Here is a 14002-nt window from a genome sequence, read left to right on the forward strand (position 1 = left end):
CCGCGCCCCGCGCGGCGGGCTATGACCGGTCGAAGATGAGGTCGTAGTCCTTGCGCCAGCTCGCCCCCTGGTCGTCGGACGCCTCCCAGCGGCCCGCGATCCGGTCCGGGCCGACGTCGGCGACGAACCGCTGGTACATGTCGGTGTCCTCGCGGACCAGCGTCCACACCGCGCCGTCGAACGTCATCGCGAAGACGCGGCAGACCCCTCGTTCGTCGTGGTAGAGGGCCGTGTAGGCGTCCCGCACGTCGCTGCGGCCGAGCACGAGGACCATCTCGCTCGCGGACTTCCCGGTGTCGTCGTTCATCGTCCAGCGCAGGACCACGAACGCGTCGCCGAGCCACTCGGCCGTCGCGGTGCCCGGCACCTCCCGGCCGGGCGGCTCCAGGAACCACGCGTCGCCCAGCGTCGTCCGCCACGTCCCGGTCAGGACGTCCAACCGCTGCATGGCCTCGTTGCGCATGGGATTCCTCCTCGACGTCGGCAGGACCCGAGTCTGATCGTAGGGGCGGGAAACGTGTTGATGTGACCGCGGGCCGCGGCCATCCTGGCGTCGTGGACAACCGGAAGCGGCTGCTCATGGCGGCGATCGAGGTGCGCGGCGGCTCGCCGGTCGGCTCGGACGAGCTGATCCGGCTGGCCCTCGACGCGCTGCTCGACGGGGTCGACACGCCCGCGCTCCGCCAGCTCGCCGGGCTCACCCGCGCCGAGGAGCCCGAGGCCCGAGACCTGTTCGAGGTCGTCATCGACGAACTCGACCTCGCGCCCACGTTGCCTGAGCACCCCGACGACGCGCGGTGGGTGCTCGTCCGCTGGTGGTGCGAGCTGATCGCCGACGAGCGGATCGAGCCGGCGGCGGGCGCGCGACGCCTCTGGATGATCCGGCACGAACTACGCGATCCCCGGCCCTTGGCGCCGTTGATGGCGGTGCTCGCTCAGTTGGACGACCTGTTCTGGAAGCCCGGCGCCCTGCCCGAGGCCGGGCGCCGGGAGATCGTCGCGGCCGCGGGGGAGTTGATCGCGCGGAACTCAACGGTAATCCCGTCGGGTGAATTGGGCGCGGGCCCGTAATGGTCCGTGTGGGCGTACGACCTTCCATATGACGTGTTGTGGAGGAGTCGTGGGCACGTACTCGTCGGTCGCGGTCGCCGGTTGCGGCGTGGCCGCGATGGGTCTGTTGCTGTTCGCCGGTTGTGACAAGTCGGGCGGAGGTGGGGGGCGGCCTGCCCCCACCACGACGGGGACGTCCGGGACGACGACGTCGCCGGCGACGTCGGGCGCCATGACGCTGTCGATCCCCACGGTGTCCCCGCCGCCCCGATCGTCGTCGTCGGTGAACACCGAGGTGTGTGGCATACCGGGTGTGCCGTGCACCGAGCCCGCGCCCACCAGCAGCCGGCCGAGCGAGCCGTCCGTCGTGCCGACCGCGCCGTCGCTGGACCGTAGTGAGGCGACCGGTTGAGCGGGCGATGACGGAGCAGGGTGAGGAGCCGACGCCCACGAAGAAGCTCGGCGGCGTGCTGGGCCCCGAGCTGATTTTCGGCGCCGCGACGCCCATCACCGTCGTGACCGCGTTGCTGGTCCACGTGGGATCGGTGCGGAACCGGTCGTACTACGGCTACTTCGGCGTCGACCAGGACCTGCTCAGTCCCTCCGTCCAGGACTACGTGATGCGCAGCGTCGACGTGACGTTCGGCGCCGTCCTGCGCCTCGTCGCCGCGGGGCTGGTCCTGATCGTGCTGGACCGCGTGCTCGTGTGGCTGCTCAGAACGCGGAACACCGCCGACCGCCTCACGAAGTCGCTGGTCGCCGCCGGTGCGGTGCTGTCGGTCGTCGGGCTGCTCGCCGCGCTCGGGGTCGCGGGCGGGTTCGGCATCCCGCCGCTCGCGGCGGCCGCCGTGCTCGCCGTGGGGGTGGGGGTCGTGCTGCGGCTCGGGCCGAGCCTCTTCGCGGGACGGTCGGTGGCGCTGGGTTTGCCGACGACCATCGCGCTCTACACCGTGCTCGTCGTCGCGTTGTTCTGGGCCGCCACCCTCTACGCCCACGACCTCGGGCGGCGGGCGGCGCGGGTGACCGAGGCCAACCCCGCCGGGCTGCCGGTGGTCACGGTCTTCAGTGAGGAGTACCTGGACCTGCCCGGCGACCAGGTACAGGCGACGCCGGTGACCGACCCGGCCGGGCACGTCCACTACCGCTACTCGGGGATGTCGCTGCTCACCTACTCGAACGGCACGTGGTTCCTGATCACCGGCCGCTACTCGCAGGCGTACCGGCCGTCGGTGCTCGTGCTGCGGGACTCGGGTGCGGTGCGGGTCGAGGTGGCCGCGCCAGAGCCACAGGACTCTTGATCCACCGGGCTGTTCCTCCCGTACGATGCCGCGTCATGTCGGAGACGCTCAACTGGACCTCGTACGTGGACACGGATTCCTCGACCGAGCACGACCGGTTGACGCTCCTGCAGGAGGTGTTCGACGGGGCGAGCCAGGAGCTGTTCGACCGCGTGGGGGTGCGGCCGGGGTGGCGGTGCCTCGAGGTCGGCGCCGGAGCCGGGTCGGTGGCGCGGATCCTCGCCGACCGGGTCGGGCCGGCCAACGTCGTCGCGACCGACATGAGCACCGCGCTCCTCGAACCCCTTGCCGCGAGCGGGGTGCGGGTGCTGCGCCACGACGTCACCGCCGACGACGCACCGGGCGAGTTCGACCTGATCCACAGCAGGCTGGTGCTGGAGCACGTGGCGCGGCGGGACGTCGCGGTGCGCCGGATGGCGTCCTGGCTCGCACCCGGTGGGGTCCTGCTGGTCGAGTCCGCCACGCCGATGCCGGAGCTGTCCGGCGATCCCGTTGTGGGGCGGGCACTCGCGGCCATGGCCGGGCACCTCGGCCGTTCGGTCGGCACCGACCCGCGCTGGGCGCGCACGCTTCCGTTGCCGCTCGAGGAGGCCGGGCTCGTCGACTGCACCGCGGAAGGGCACGTCGTCCCCGCACGCGGCGGTTCGGCGTTCGCGCGGTGGATGATCGCGACGCACCGGCTGGTCGAGGACGACGTGGTGGCCGAGGGCGCCATGAGCGCCGACGAGTTCGCGCACGCCTACCGCGCGTACTCCGATCCGGCGTTCGTCGACTACACGTGGCTCACCATCCGGGCGGTCGGGTACCGCGCACCGCGCTGACCGGGATGAGAGGGTGTTGGCGTGCCATTGGTTTCGGTCATCACGCCCACGCAGGTGCACAACGCCGAGCACATCGGGGAGTTGTGGCGGTCGCTGGAAGGGCAGGCGCTCCCGCCCGGCTGGGAATGGGAGTGGGTCGTCCAGGAGGACGGGGACCGGCCCGGTGTGCGGGCGTCGCTGCCCGACGACCCCCGGATCCACTACGACGCGCTCGGTGTGCAGATCGGCGGTGCGGCCACGCGCAACACGGCCGTCGCCCGCGCTCGCGGCGACCTCGTGGCCGGGATGGACCACGACGACCTGTACGAGCCGGGTGGGCTCGCCGCGCTCGTCGAGCCGCTGTCCGACGAGCCGTCCGCCGCGTGGTCGTGTGGGCGGATGCGGTGGGTGAACCCGGACGGCGCGACGTGGGTGAAGCCCGACGTGTACCCGCCGGGACGCGTCGAGGCCGGGGTCGTCGCCGAGACTTTCGTGCGTACGGACGACTTCCCGTTCCCCGCCTCGATCGTCACCTACCGGCGGACGCACCTCGTCGCGCACGGCGGCTGGCCCGCCGTGGCGCGGTCCACCGACGCCGCCCTGCTGGCCGCGTTCTCCTCGCGGTGGGCCGGGATCTGGGTGGACCGGGTCGTCGCGACGTACCGGCGCTGGGAACGGCAGCACACCGTGCGGTCGGCGGACATCGCGATCCGCGACCTGCCGCACGTGCGCGGGGCGATCGCCCAGCGGCTCGCCGCCGAACGGGAGCTGTCAGCCACCCGCCAGTAGCTTCTCGACCCGGTCCGCTTCCGGCAGGCTCAGCCGGCGGTACACGGCCATCCTGCAGTGCGTGGCCGATGCCCTCCACCGACCGGTCCGCCGGGGCGGTGGCGCTTCAGCGCCCCCCGAGATCGGCGGCGGTGGTACCCGATCGGCTACGCAGCGGAGTCGGAAACGGAGGAGGTTCGGCAGCGCTGTGGGAAGCTGCGCGGCATGCGTATGTGGGGTGCGGAGTTCGCCCGTCCGGTCTACAGCCACCCGCGGCCGGAGCCGTTCGATCTCGCCGGGGCCGCGGCGCTCACCGCGGTGGTGGCCGCGGTCGTGACCTTCGTGGGCTGGTCGCTCGTGCACTACCTGCGCCGCCACGGGCGGCGTCGTGCCGCTCGTGGTGCGTGGCGGGAGTCGCGGGCGCGGACCTTCCTGCTGATCGAGGAACTGGGCGCCCGGCTGGTCGAACTCGAGCGGGACGGGCCGGTCGATCCCGGGATCGCGGAGCGGCATGCCACCGCGCGGACGCTCTTCGACCAGGCCGCGACCGCCGAGGCCATGGCCGAGGTGCGCGCGGTCGCCGAGGAAGGGTTCGCGTTGGCCCTCCGGGGGGAGGAGGCCCGATGACGGAGCGTCCGCGCTTCGCGGGCTGGGTGGCCGGGTTGCTGGCAAGCGGAGTGCTGTTCTTCTTCGCGGTGGAGTTCTACGGGTCGCCGCCCGAGGACGACCCGCTTCGCTACACGTCGGTCCACGTCGAGTCCGGCGCGGACGGGGTGCTGGAGGTCGAACGTACGCGGCGGATCGTTGGTGACCGTCCGATCGTGGTCGTCGCGACCGGGTCCGGCACGCGTTGCCGCGACGTCGTCGAGGCGGTGCCCGACGTGATCGCGCTCGTGCTGCGGCACGGCGGCGTGGCGGACGACTGCGCTGGTGCCGCCGCCCGCCACCACCACGGCGACCTGTTGTACGAGGCCGAACGCGCGGGGCGGGACGGGACCGGACTCGTCGAGGAGTACGTGCGTGCGTTCGACGCGCTGTTCGCCGGTGAGCCCCTGCCCCGCCGGTCGCCGCCGCCGGCGGACACCGGGCCCGACGTTGGCGACGTGCTGGTCCTGGTCGCCACCGCGCTCTTCGCCGCCGTGTTCGTGCTGGCGGCCGTGGCCGTGGTGCGGACGGTGCGGTGGGACGAGCGGGACGACGCGGCGCGCACCCGGCACCGGCGGGCCAGGGCGGACGCCCGCCTGAACCGCTTGGCCGACCGGGTGTTGCGGTTCGACCGGCCCGCGGATTCGGCGGTCGCGAAGCGGTATGTGCTGGTACTGCGGGACTTCGAGGCCGCGACCACCGAGCGGCAGCGGGTGGCGGTGGACACGCGGCTCACCGACTTGGAGCGCGAGGTGGGCGTCCTGTCCCGGCGGTGAAGGACGTCGGACGTCGACGGTGACGGACCGGTCAATGTTCGACGAAGCCTCACACATCGCGGTCAGGATGTGGCATCCTGTGACCCCCGTCCGGCTGGATCGCCGTTCAGCTGTGTGTGGAGGGAACACGTCGACGCGTCTTGGGGGAGGCGCAGGGGGAGGTGACGCCGGTGACCCGGGTCGGTGGGCGGGCGACTTTTCTCGAGGTGCTGTCCAACCGGGAGTTCGCCGGGCTGTGGCTGGCCTGGGCCCTGTCCGCGTTCGGGGACCAGTTCGCACGCGTCGCGCTGAGCCTGCTCGTCTTCGACCGCACCAACTCGCCCGCGCTGACCGCGGCCACCTACGCGCTGACCTTCCTGCCCGACCTGCTCGGCGGGCCGCTGCTCGCGGGGCTGGCCGACCGCTTCCCCCGCCGCGAGGTCATGATCGTCACCGACGTGGTCCGGGCCGCGCTGGTCGCCGTCATGGCGATCTCGGGCACGCCGATCGTGGTGCTGCTCGTGCTGCTGTTCGCCGTGCAGCTGCTGGCGGCGCCCTTCACCGCGGCACGCATCGCGTTGACCGAGACGATCGTCTCCGACGCCGCGTTCACCCAGGGCACGGCCCTGATGACCACGACCTACCAGACCGCGCTCGTCGTCGGGTTCCCGCTCGGGGCCATCGTCGTGACGATCGCGGGGACCTCGGGCGCGCTGCTGATCGACGCGGGCACGTTCCTCGTCTCCGCGCTCCTGCTGTGGATCTTCGTCACCCGCCGCCCGCCCGCGGCCGCCCCGGACGGCAAACCGGCCCGCACCTGGTCGACCATCGGCGCGGGCTTCCGGTTGCTGCGCGACAGCCCGAAGCACCAGGCGCTGCTCGCGCTGGCGTGCCTCGCCGGGTTCTACGTGGCGCCGGAAGGGCTCGTCGTCCCGTACGCCGACCAGCTCGGCGCCGGGCCCATCGTCGTCGGGCTGTTGCTCGCGGCCAACCCGGTCGGGACGATCATCGGGAACATCGTGCTCGCGCGGGCCGTGCCCGACGACGCCACCCGGGCGCGGTGGCTCGGGTGGCTCGCGGTGATCACCTGCGCGACGTTGGTGCCCATGTTCTTCGTGCCGGGCGTCGCGATCTCGCTGGTGCTGTGGACCCTCGTCGGGTTCTTCTCCGCACACGACACGACGACCGCCGTCGAGTACGTCAAGGCGACACCGAACCACCAGAAGGCGCAGCTGCTCGGCCTCGCGCACGCGTCGATGCGCGGTGCGCAGGGCCTCGGTGTCCTGCTGACCGGTGTGCTGGCCCAGTTCCTGGACCCGGCACGCGTGATCGCGTTGACCGCGCTCGTCGGGCTCGTGGTCGCGGTGGTGGTGGCGAGGGCGTGGGGACGGGTGTCGTCCTCACCGCCGCCGTCAGCGTCGGATGAACCGGCGGACGAGCGCTAGCGCCAGTGGTTGTCGCGCCAGTGGTTGTCACGCGCGTCGTGGAAGCCGCGCCAGTGGTTGTCCCTCCAGTGGTTGTCGCGAGCGTCCTGGAAGCCGCGCCAGTGGTTGTCACGCCAGTGGTTGTCACGCCAGTGGTTGTCACGCATGGGGGGATCACACCTCTCCGTGTCCTCCTGGGGACACGTGTTCAACGCGGACGCGGGCCAGGACCCGTCACACGTCGTCGCCGGGGAAGGGGGCGGTCCGGCGACACACGACATTTCGGTAACAGAATGTGACAGCAGGTACTTGCGTCCCGCTGGAACGTTCCGCGACACCCTTATATTGAGCCATACGGGTGAATAAGGCCAGGTCGAGACTCTTCTTGTTGTGGCCACGTGACCACTTGTGAGTGATTGACTACGCTCAAGAGACGGAAATCGTGGGAGGCGATCATGGGGGATGCGGCGGCAGTGGGGTGGCGCCGAGGCGCCCGGGCCGCCACGTTCCCGGTGCGCTGGATCGCGAGCTGGCGTCTGTGGACGCTGCCCGGCCGTGTTCTGGCGATGGTGCTGGTCGTTCACGCGCTGACCATCAGCAGCGTAGTGGGCACCGCCTGGATGGTCCCGCTGCGTGCCGAGTACTGGAAAGTCGCGGCGATCCTCGTCGTGACCGGTGTGCTGTACCTCGAGATGGCACGTGGCATCGAACGTCTCCGGGCGATGGAAGCGGGTCGTGGACCGTATCACGATCTGAAGACGGTCTGGAACGTCGCGGCGCTGCTGCTGCTCCCGCCGCTGCTCGCCACCGCGGTCATCATCGCCACGCACACCTACGGCTACCTGCGCATCCACCGCGAGGACAAGAACCCGCACCGGTGGGTCTACTCGTGCGCGACCGTGGTGCTCGCGTCCCAGGTCGGCGCGCTGGTCCTCGCCGTCGGCGTCGACGCCTTCCCCGGTTTCCCGTCGAGCGACCCGGTCGCCTGGCTGGTCGTCGCGGCCGCCACGATCGTGCGCTGGCTGGTCAACTACCTGCTCGTGATCACGGTCGCCGGCCTGATGAAGCCGGAGATGACCTTCTCCGACGCCTTCAGCCAGCTCGGCGAGCAGGGCTCCGAGGGCGCCGCGACCAGCCTCGCGATCGCCGCGGCGATGTTCATCGAGTTCGGGTACTACCCGCTGCTGCTGGCGATCTTCGTCATCATCGCCGTCCTGCAGCAGACCTCGCTGTACCACCGGTGGAAACGTGAGCGGCCCTTCGACCCGTCCACGGGCCTCTACACGCGGCCCGCGTTCGTCGAGATCGCCGGGTCGATCGTGGACCGGGAGAGCTTCCGCGGCGGTGACCAGGTCGGCTGCCTGCTGCTGGACCTCGACCACTTCAAGAAGATCAACGACACGCACGGCCACCACGTCGGCGACCTGGCGCTCGTGCACCTCGCGCAGGCCATCAAGGACGAGATCCGCGAGGACACCGACCTGGCCGCGCGGTGGGGCGGCGAGGAGTTCGTGGTTCTCGTGCCCAGGGTGACGCACGCGCAGCTGTGCGAGGTGGCCGAACGCATCCGTCACCGCGTCAGCGTCACGGAGGTCGTCTACACGGTGAAGGACCCGGTCACCGACGAGACGGAGATCCGCGAGGTCCGGATGACGGTCTCCATCGGCGCCGTGATGGGTCCCGGCGACGCCACCGGCCCGGACAGCCTCCTCGACCTGATCAACCGCGCCGACCAGCTGATGTACCGGGCGAAGAACAGCGGCCGCAACCGGGTCTGCTCGACGCTGGGCGCCGGCCCGGCCGAGATCCCCGTACCCACCCGCCCCGTCTAGGGGCGCGGGGTTCGTTCCGGTCACGTGTCGTCGGCCAGGCCTGCCCGCCGCGACGCCAGGAAGGCGCGTTCGGTGTCGTTGGTGGCCAGGGCGACCGCCTCGTCGTAGGCGGCGACGGCCTCCGCCGTGCGGCCGAGGCGGGCGAGCAGGTCCGCGCGGGTCGCGGGCAGCAGGTGGTAGCCCGGCAGGTCCAGCTCGTCCACGATGGCCAGCGCCAGCGCGGGTCCGTGCACCTCGGCGACGGCGACCGCGCGGTTGAGCGCCACGATGGGCGTCGGGTTGTGCGCCAGCAGCTGGTCGTAGAGCGCCAGCACCTGCGTCCAGTCGGTGGCGGGGCCGTCCGTGTGCACGGCGTTGATCGCGGCCTGCAGCTGGTAGGGCCCCGGGCGGGCGCGGCGCAGGCACCGGCGCACCAGCTCGTGCCCCTCGGCGATCAGCTCACGGTTCCACCGCGACCGGTCCTGCTCGGCGAGCACCACCAGCTCACCCGCGGGACCCACCCGCGCCGGGCGCCGGGCCTCGGTGAGCAGGAGCAGCGCCAGCAGCCCGGTCACCTCGGGCTCGTCGGGCATCAGGTCGGCGAGCGCCCGCGCCAGGCGGATGGCCTCCAGGCACAGGTCCGTCCGCACCAGCTCCCCGGACGTGGACGTGTAGCCCTCGTTGAAGACCAGGTAGAGCACGGTGAGCACCGATGCCAGCCGGTCGGGGAGCTCCGCCGGTTCCGGCACCCGGTACGGGATGCCCGCGTCGCGGATCTTCTTCTTCGCGCGGACGATCCGCTGCGACACCGTCGCCTCCGGCACGAGGTAGGCCCGGGCGATCTCCGCCACGTCCAGCCCGCCGAGCAGGCGCAGGGTGAGCGCGGTCCGCGCCAGCGGTGACAGCGCCGGGTGGCAGCAGGTGAAGATCATGCGTAGCTGGTCGTCGCGCACCGGTCCCACCTCCGCGGGCTCGTCGGGTTGGTGCAGCAGCAGCGCCTGCGCGTGGCGGGCCTCCCGGGTGGACTCCCGGCGCAGGCGGTCGATCGCCCGGCGGCGGGCGGTGGTGACGATCCACGCGCCGGGGTTCGCGGGCAGCTCCTCGGCCCACTTCTGGACGGCCACCGCGAACGCGTCCTGCACGGCCTCCTCGGCGAGCCCGATGTCACCGAGCATCCGCGTCAGCGTGGCCACGCACCGGCCGTACTCCGCCCGGTAGACGCCGTCCAGATCCATCAGCGCCCCGAACCGTCGTCGAACGGGCGCACCTCGATCGCCTGCCCACAGGCCAGGGCGCACTTCTCGGCCCACGCGAGCGCCTGGTCGAGATCGTCGACCTGGATCACCCAGAACCCGCCGAGCTGTTCCTTCGTCTCGGCGAACGGGCCGTCGGTCATCGTGGTCGTGACGCCCGCCGGCCGGACGACCGTGGAGGCGTGCGACGGCAGCAGACCGCCGACGAACACCCACGAACCGGCCGCCTTCATCTCGTCGGTGACCTGGCTGGTGCGGGCCATCTGCGCCGTCCGCTCCTCGTCGGTCTCCGGCGTGCTCTCGTCGAGCTGGACGGCGAGCAGGTACTGCTTCATGGTGTCGCTCCTCAGGACGGGGTCTCTCATCCTGGCTACGAACGGGCGCCCCGTCATTCGACACGACGGCACACGGAGTTTCCGGGGAGCGCGGAGATCGCTCAGTGCCACGTCATGGTGATCGTGCGTTCGACGTTGACGTACCCGGCGCGGTGGAAGGCGGCCGCCATGGGCGTGTTGCCGAGATCGGTGGCCGCCCGGATCCGGGGCACGTCCTGGGCGGCGAGGACGCGGGTGCCCTCGGCGAGGATGTCGTCGATGTAACCGTTGCCGCGGTGCTCCGGCAGTACGGCGATATAGCCGATGATCGGGTTGTAGTCGTTGCGGGCCGGGGTGACGAAGCCGACCGGCTCGCCGTCGGGGAGCGTCGCCACGCGCCACCAGTCGCGGGGGCTGCGGTAGTGGACGAGCTCGTCCTCGTAGTGCTGGACCGCCGCGTCGCGGGCGGGCATGCGGGTGAGGTCGTCCCTGCTGTGCGCGTCGAGCGTGCCGTCGAGGACACGGGTCATCAGGTCGAGGATCTCGTCGGTGTCGCGGACCGGGCGGAACGCCAGGCGGGTACTCGGCTCGCGCAGGGGTGTGCCCGGGTGCCACTCGAACCGCAGCCGTTCGACGAACAGGTGGGCGCCGGTGTTCTCCGCGACCGCCATACGGTTCTCGACGTCGTGCCTGGCCGTGTCGCGCCAGTCGGCCGGGACGGTGCGCAGGTACGCGGGCTGCCGGGTGCCGGCCGGGACCACCTCGGCGGCCGCGGTCCGCAGCAGCCGCGCGCCGACCTCCACATCGTCCGCGATGTCGAGGATGTCCAGCAGGAACGGGACGTCCTCGCCGGGACGGCCCCACCACGCGAGCCGCGCCAGCAGCCGGTCGCCGTCGAGGGCCACCCACAGCCACTCCGGCCGGCGTCTGCCCTCGGCGAGGTCGTCGGCCACCTCGTCGTTGAGGACGTAGGGCATCCGGTTGAACAGCGCCAGCTCGTCGCGCCCGGTGATGGGCCGCATGATCACGTCGTGCACCGGACGAGCATGGCCGGTCCCGCCCGCACTGTCGCGGGATTTTGCGCCGGCGGCGCCGCCGGTCAGCCGGGGAACGCGGGCAGGCTCATCGCCGCGAGCCGAACCGGGTCGGTGACGGACAGGATGTCGACGATCCGGCCGTTCGACACGGTGCACGCCATCACGGCCAGCGGCGTGCCGTTCGCGAGCCAGCCCACGACCCCGGGCTCGCCGTTGACCAGCGCCGGGCGCGCGGTCACCGCGGCCCGCGCACCGCGCTGCACCAGGGCGGCCACCGTGGTCGCGCCCAGCCGGACCACCACACCGCGGCCGGTGTGGGCTCGCCACGTCACGTCCGGGTCGAGCACCTCCAGCAACCCCTGGAAGTCGCCGTTCCGCGCCGCGTCGAGGAAGGCGTCGACCACCGCGCGCTGCCGCCGCGGCCCGTCACCGGTGCGGTGGGTGTCGCGGACCTTCCTGCGTGCCCGGCTGGCGAGCATCTTGGTCGCGTCCGGCGACTTGCCGACGATCGCGGCGATCTCGTCGAACGGCACCCCGAACATGTCGTGCAGCACGAACGCCAGCCGCTCCGCCGGGCGGAGCGTGTCGAGCACCACGAGCAGCGCCAGCCCGACCGACTCGGCGAGCAGCGAGTCCTCCTCCGGCTCGCCGTCCTCGGTCACGAGGATCTCCGGCAGCCGCTCCTCGTAGGGCACCTCGTGGCGGGTGTTGCGCGACCGCAGCATGTCGACGCAGATCCGGCCGACGACCGTGGTGAGCCAGGCGGTCAGGTTCTCGATCGCGGTCGTGTCCTGGCGGGCCAGCCGCAGCCACGCCTCCTGCACCGCGTCCTCGGCGTCCGCCCGCGAGCCCGTCATCCGGTAGGCGATCGCCACGAGCCTGCCCCGCTGCTGCTCGAACGCGGTCGCCACGACGTCGTGCGGACCCGGTCCGGTCATGGTCGTCACCCTCCTCGAACTTGTGCGCCGTCACCGTGGTGACGGGTGGGGCGGGCCGGAGGTAACAGGGGCCGCAGTCTGTCATCCAGCCCGGCGTCGTGCGGGTGGCCCGGTCGTGAGGCATGCTGTGGACCCGCGTGGGACGAGCCGGAGGGATGACGATGCCAACTCTCGACGTGCTGACCTCGCCGCCGGACCCGCGCATCGCCCGGCTCGAGGAGCGGCTCGGACGGGAGCGGGCGGAGGTGCCCGCGAGCGTCCTGCACGAGTGGGTGTCGCACGCGTGGTCGGGTTACCGGCACGCCCGCGTCCAGGCCTTCGTGCCGATCCTCGTCGAGCGGGAGGTGCGGGCCAGGATCGGCAGCGCGGCCGACGGCACCCTGCAGGCAGGGCTGTCCCTGCCCGCCTGGGCCTGGTTGACCGCACGCCGGCTGCTCGCCGGCGAACTGCCCCGCAGGTGGGCGCACTCCCGCGGGGTCGCCAGGCGGGCCGAACAGATCGCGCCCGCGTTCTCTCCGGAGGACCAGGAGCTGCTCGTCGCGTCGGCGTGGCTGCACGACATCGGGTACGCGGCGCCCGTGCACGACACCGGCATGCACCAGCTGGACGGCGCCCGCTACCTCGCGCGGCACGGCGTGCCCTACCGGGTGTGCTCGCTCGTCGCCCACCACGCGGGTGCGGCGGCGGTGGCCGACCTCGTCGGGCTGGCCGACCCACTCGCCGCGTTCGACGACGAGCGGACCGCCGTGCGGGACGCGCTGTGGTACTGCGACATGACGACCGGGCCCGACGGCACGTCGATGACGTTCGCGGAGCGCATGGCCGAGCTGCGGCGCAGGCGCACCGCCGACGACCCCGTGGTGCGGGCGCTGGTGGCGAACGAGGCGGAACGCGCGGCGGCCGTGCGGCGCACCGAGGAGTACCTCCGCGCGTCCCTGGCCCGCGCGTCCTGACCTCAGGCGGGCACGGCGAGCGCGGGCAGCACGGCCGCCAGCCGGGCGAGGTGCTCGGGTGCGGACTCGAGCAGCGGGAGCCGCACGGTCGCGTGCGGGATCACCCCGAGCTCGGCCAGTGCCGCCTTGGCCATGATCGCGCCCTGCGACGTCCGCATGATCGCCGCCGTGAGCGGGAGCAGCGACGTCTGCAACGCCCGCGCCGTGCCGAGGTCGCCGCGGCGGACCGCGCCGATCAGGTCCGCGTTGCGGTCGGCGACCACGTTGCCCACGACGCTGACCAGCCCGGTGGCACCCGAGGCGAGGTAGGGCAGGTTCAGCTCGTCGATCCCGCAGTAGTAGGCCAGCGACGTGGCGGCCATGACCGACATCGCCTCGAACAGGTCACCCTTGGCGTCCTTGACCGCCCGGATCCGCGGATGTGCCGCCAGTTCGGTGAGCGTGGCCGCGTCCATCGCCACACCCGTGCGGCCGGGGATGTCGTAGAGCATCACCGGCAGGTTCGTCGCCTCGGCCACCGCGAGGCAGTGGGCGACGATCCCGGCCTGGGTCGGCTTCGAGTAGTACGGGCAGACGAGCAGCAGCGCGTCCGCGCCCGCCGCCTCCGCGACACGGGCCCGGTGCACGCTGCCGCGGGTGTCGTAGGTGCCGACGCCCGCGATCACCCGCGCCTTGCCGTGCACCTGGGCCACGACGCCGCGGACGAGCCGGTCCGTCTCGGCCTCGGTGAGGGTGGGCGCCTCCCCGGTGGTGCCCGCGACGACGATGCCGTCGCAGCCCATGGTCAGCAGGTGGTCGACGAGGCTCGTGAGGCCGGAGGCGCTGATCGTGCCGTCGGCCTCCATCGGGCTCACCATCGCGACGAGGTTGGTCCCGAAGAGCAGGTCAGGGGTGGTCATGGTGCCAGCCTGCCGGTGCGGAATGCCGTGGTCCAGCGATGCTTTCTTGGCAATATC

Annotated in this window: 17 protein-coding genes; 10 read left to right on the plus strand and 7 right to left on the minus strand. The window is 72.2% G+C overall.

Annotated features, from left to right (window positions below; translation table 11 throughout):
- Positions 1-19: 19 nt before the first annotated feature.
- The gene (locus ACIBVP_RS31525) at positions 20-463 is read right to left on the minus strand and encodes a hypothetical protein (RefSeq protein ID WP_396110034.1); all 444 of its coding nucleotides are present in this window, start codon (positions 461-463) and stop codon (positions 20-22) included.
- 92 nt (positions 464-555) lie between these two features.
- Between ACIBVP_RS31525 and ACIBVP_RS31530 the strand changes: the two genes are divergently transcribed.
- From ACIBVP_RS31530 to ACIBVP_RS31565, 8 genes are all read left to right on the plus strand, one after another.
- The gene (locus ACIBVP_RS31530) at positions 556-1071 is read left to right on the plus strand and encodes a hypothetical protein (RefSeq protein ID WP_396110035.1); all 516 of its coding nucleotides are present in this window, start codon (positions 556-558) and stop codon (positions 1069-1071) included.
- 49 nt (positions 1072-1120) lie between these two features.
- Entirely contained in the window at positions 1121-1462 is a 342-nt protein-coding gene (locus ACIBVP_RS31535) for a hypothetical protein (protein ID WP_396110036.1), read from the plus strand.
- A 7-nt stretch (positions 1463-1469) separates the two neighbouring features.
- On the plus strand, positions 1470-2348 hold the full coding sequence (locus ACIBVP_RS31540; protein ID WP_396110037.1) for a hypothetical protein: 879 nt from the start codon (positions 1470-1472) through the stop codon (positions 2346-2348).
- A gap of 35 nt (positions 2349-2383) precedes the next feature.
- Entirely contained in the window at positions 2384-3169 is a 786-nt protein-coding gene (locus ACIBVP_RS31545; protein WP_396110038.1) for a class I SAM-dependent methyltransferase, read from the plus strand.
- 21 nt (positions 3170-3190) lie between these two features.
- Positions 3191-3937: a glycosyltransferase family 2 protein gene (locus ACIBVP_RS31550; RefSeq protein ID WP_396110039.1), complete on the plus strand. Its 747-nt coding sequence runs from the start codon at positions 3191-3193 to the stop codon at positions 3935-3937.
- Between the two features lie 204 nt (positions 3938-4141).
- Positions 4142-4543 (plus strand): hypothetical protein, encoded by a 402-nt coding sequence (locus ACIBVP_RS31555; RefSeq protein WP_396110041.1) that lies wholly within the window; start codon positions 4142-4144, stop codon positions 4541-4543.
- Positions 4540-5337, plus strand: a complete 798-nt coding sequence (locus ACIBVP_RS31560; protein ID WP_396110042.1) for a hypothetical protein — start codon at positions 4540-4542, stop codon at positions 5335-5337. The genes ACIBVP_RS31555 and ACIBVP_RS31560 overlap by 4 nt, the downstream gene beginning before the upstream one ends.
- A gap of 170 nt (positions 5338-5507) precedes the next feature.
- A complete protein-coding gene (locus ACIBVP_RS31565; protein ID WP_396110043.1) occupies positions 5508-6761 on the plus strand; it encodes an MFS transporter in 1254 nt (417 codons plus the stop codon).
- Here ACIBVP_RS31565 and ACIBVP_RS31570 read toward each other — a convergent pair.
- On the minus strand, positions 6758-6907 hold the full coding sequence (locus ACIBVP_RS31570; RefSeq protein ID WP_396110045.1) for a hypothetical protein: 150 nt from the start codon (positions 6905-6907) through the stop codon (positions 6758-6760). The genes ACIBVP_RS31565 and ACIBVP_RS31570 overlap by 4 nt on opposite strands.
- A 288-nt stretch (positions 6908-7195) precedes the next feature.
- Between ACIBVP_RS31570 and ACIBVP_RS31575 the strand changes: the two genes are divergently transcribed.
- On the plus strand, positions 7196-8572 hold the full coding sequence (locus tag ACIBVP_RS31575) for a diguanylate cyclase (RefSeq protein ID WP_396110046.1): 1377 nt from the start codon (positions 7196-7198) through the stop codon (positions 8570-8572).
- Positions 8573-8592: 20 nt separating this feature from the next.
- Here the strand turns inward: ACIBVP_RS31575 and ACIBVP_RS31580 are convergent, their stop codons facing one another.
- The 4 genes from ACIBVP_RS31580 to ACIBVP_RS31595 form a co-directional block, all read right to left on the minus strand.
- The gene (locus tag ACIBVP_RS31580; protein WP_396110047.1) at positions 8593-9786 is read right to left on the minus strand and encodes an RNA polymerase sigma factor; all 1194 of its coding nucleotides are present in this window, start codon (positions 9784-9786) and stop codon (positions 8593-8595) included.
- A complete protein-coding gene (locus ACIBVP_RS31585) occupies positions 9786-10139 on the minus strand; it encodes a YciI family protein (RefSeq protein WP_396110048.1) in 354 nt (117 codons plus the stop codon). The genes ACIBVP_RS31580 and ACIBVP_RS31585 overlap by 1 nt, the downstream gene beginning before the upstream one ends.
- Before the next feature lie 101 nt (positions 10140-10240).
- Positions 10241-11155 (minus strand): GNAT family N-acetyltransferase, encoded by a 915-nt coding sequence (locus tag ACIBVP_RS31590; protein ID WP_396110049.1) that lies wholly within the window; start codon positions 11153-11155, stop codon positions 10241-10243.
- A 62-nt stretch (positions 11156-11217) separates the two neighbouring features.
- The gene (locus ACIBVP_RS31595; RefSeq protein WP_396110050.1) at positions 11218-12093 is read right to left on the minus strand and encodes a sigma-70 family RNA polymerase sigma factor; all 876 of its coding nucleotides are present in this window, start codon (positions 12091-12093) and stop codon (positions 11218-11220) included.
- Positions 12094-12248: 155 nt separating this feature from the next.
- Here ACIBVP_RS31595 and ACIBVP_RS31600 point away from each other — a divergent pair, with 155 nt between their 5' ends.
- The gene (locus tag ACIBVP_RS31600) at positions 12249-13046 is read left to right on the plus strand and encodes a three-helix bundle dimerization domain-containing protein (protein ID WP_396110051.1); all 798 of its coding nucleotides are present in this window, start codon (positions 12249-12251) and stop codon (positions 13044-13046) included.
- 2 nt (positions 13047-13048) lie between these two features.
- Here the strand turns inward: ACIBVP_RS31600 and dapA are convergent, their stop codons facing one another.
- The gene (gene dapA, locus ACIBVP_RS31605) at positions 13049-13945 is read right to left on the minus strand and encodes a 4-hydroxy-tetrahydrodipicolinate synthase (RefSeq protein ID WP_396110052.1); all 897 of its coding nucleotides are present in this window, start codon (positions 13943-13945) and stop codon (positions 13049-13051) included.
- Positions 13946-14002: the final 57 nt, after the last annotated feature.

The organism is Actinophytocola sp. NPDC049390 (genome assembly GCF_044466355.1).
GTDB lineage: Bacteria > Actinomycetota > Actinomycetes > Mycobacteriales > Pseudonocardiaceae > Actinophytocola.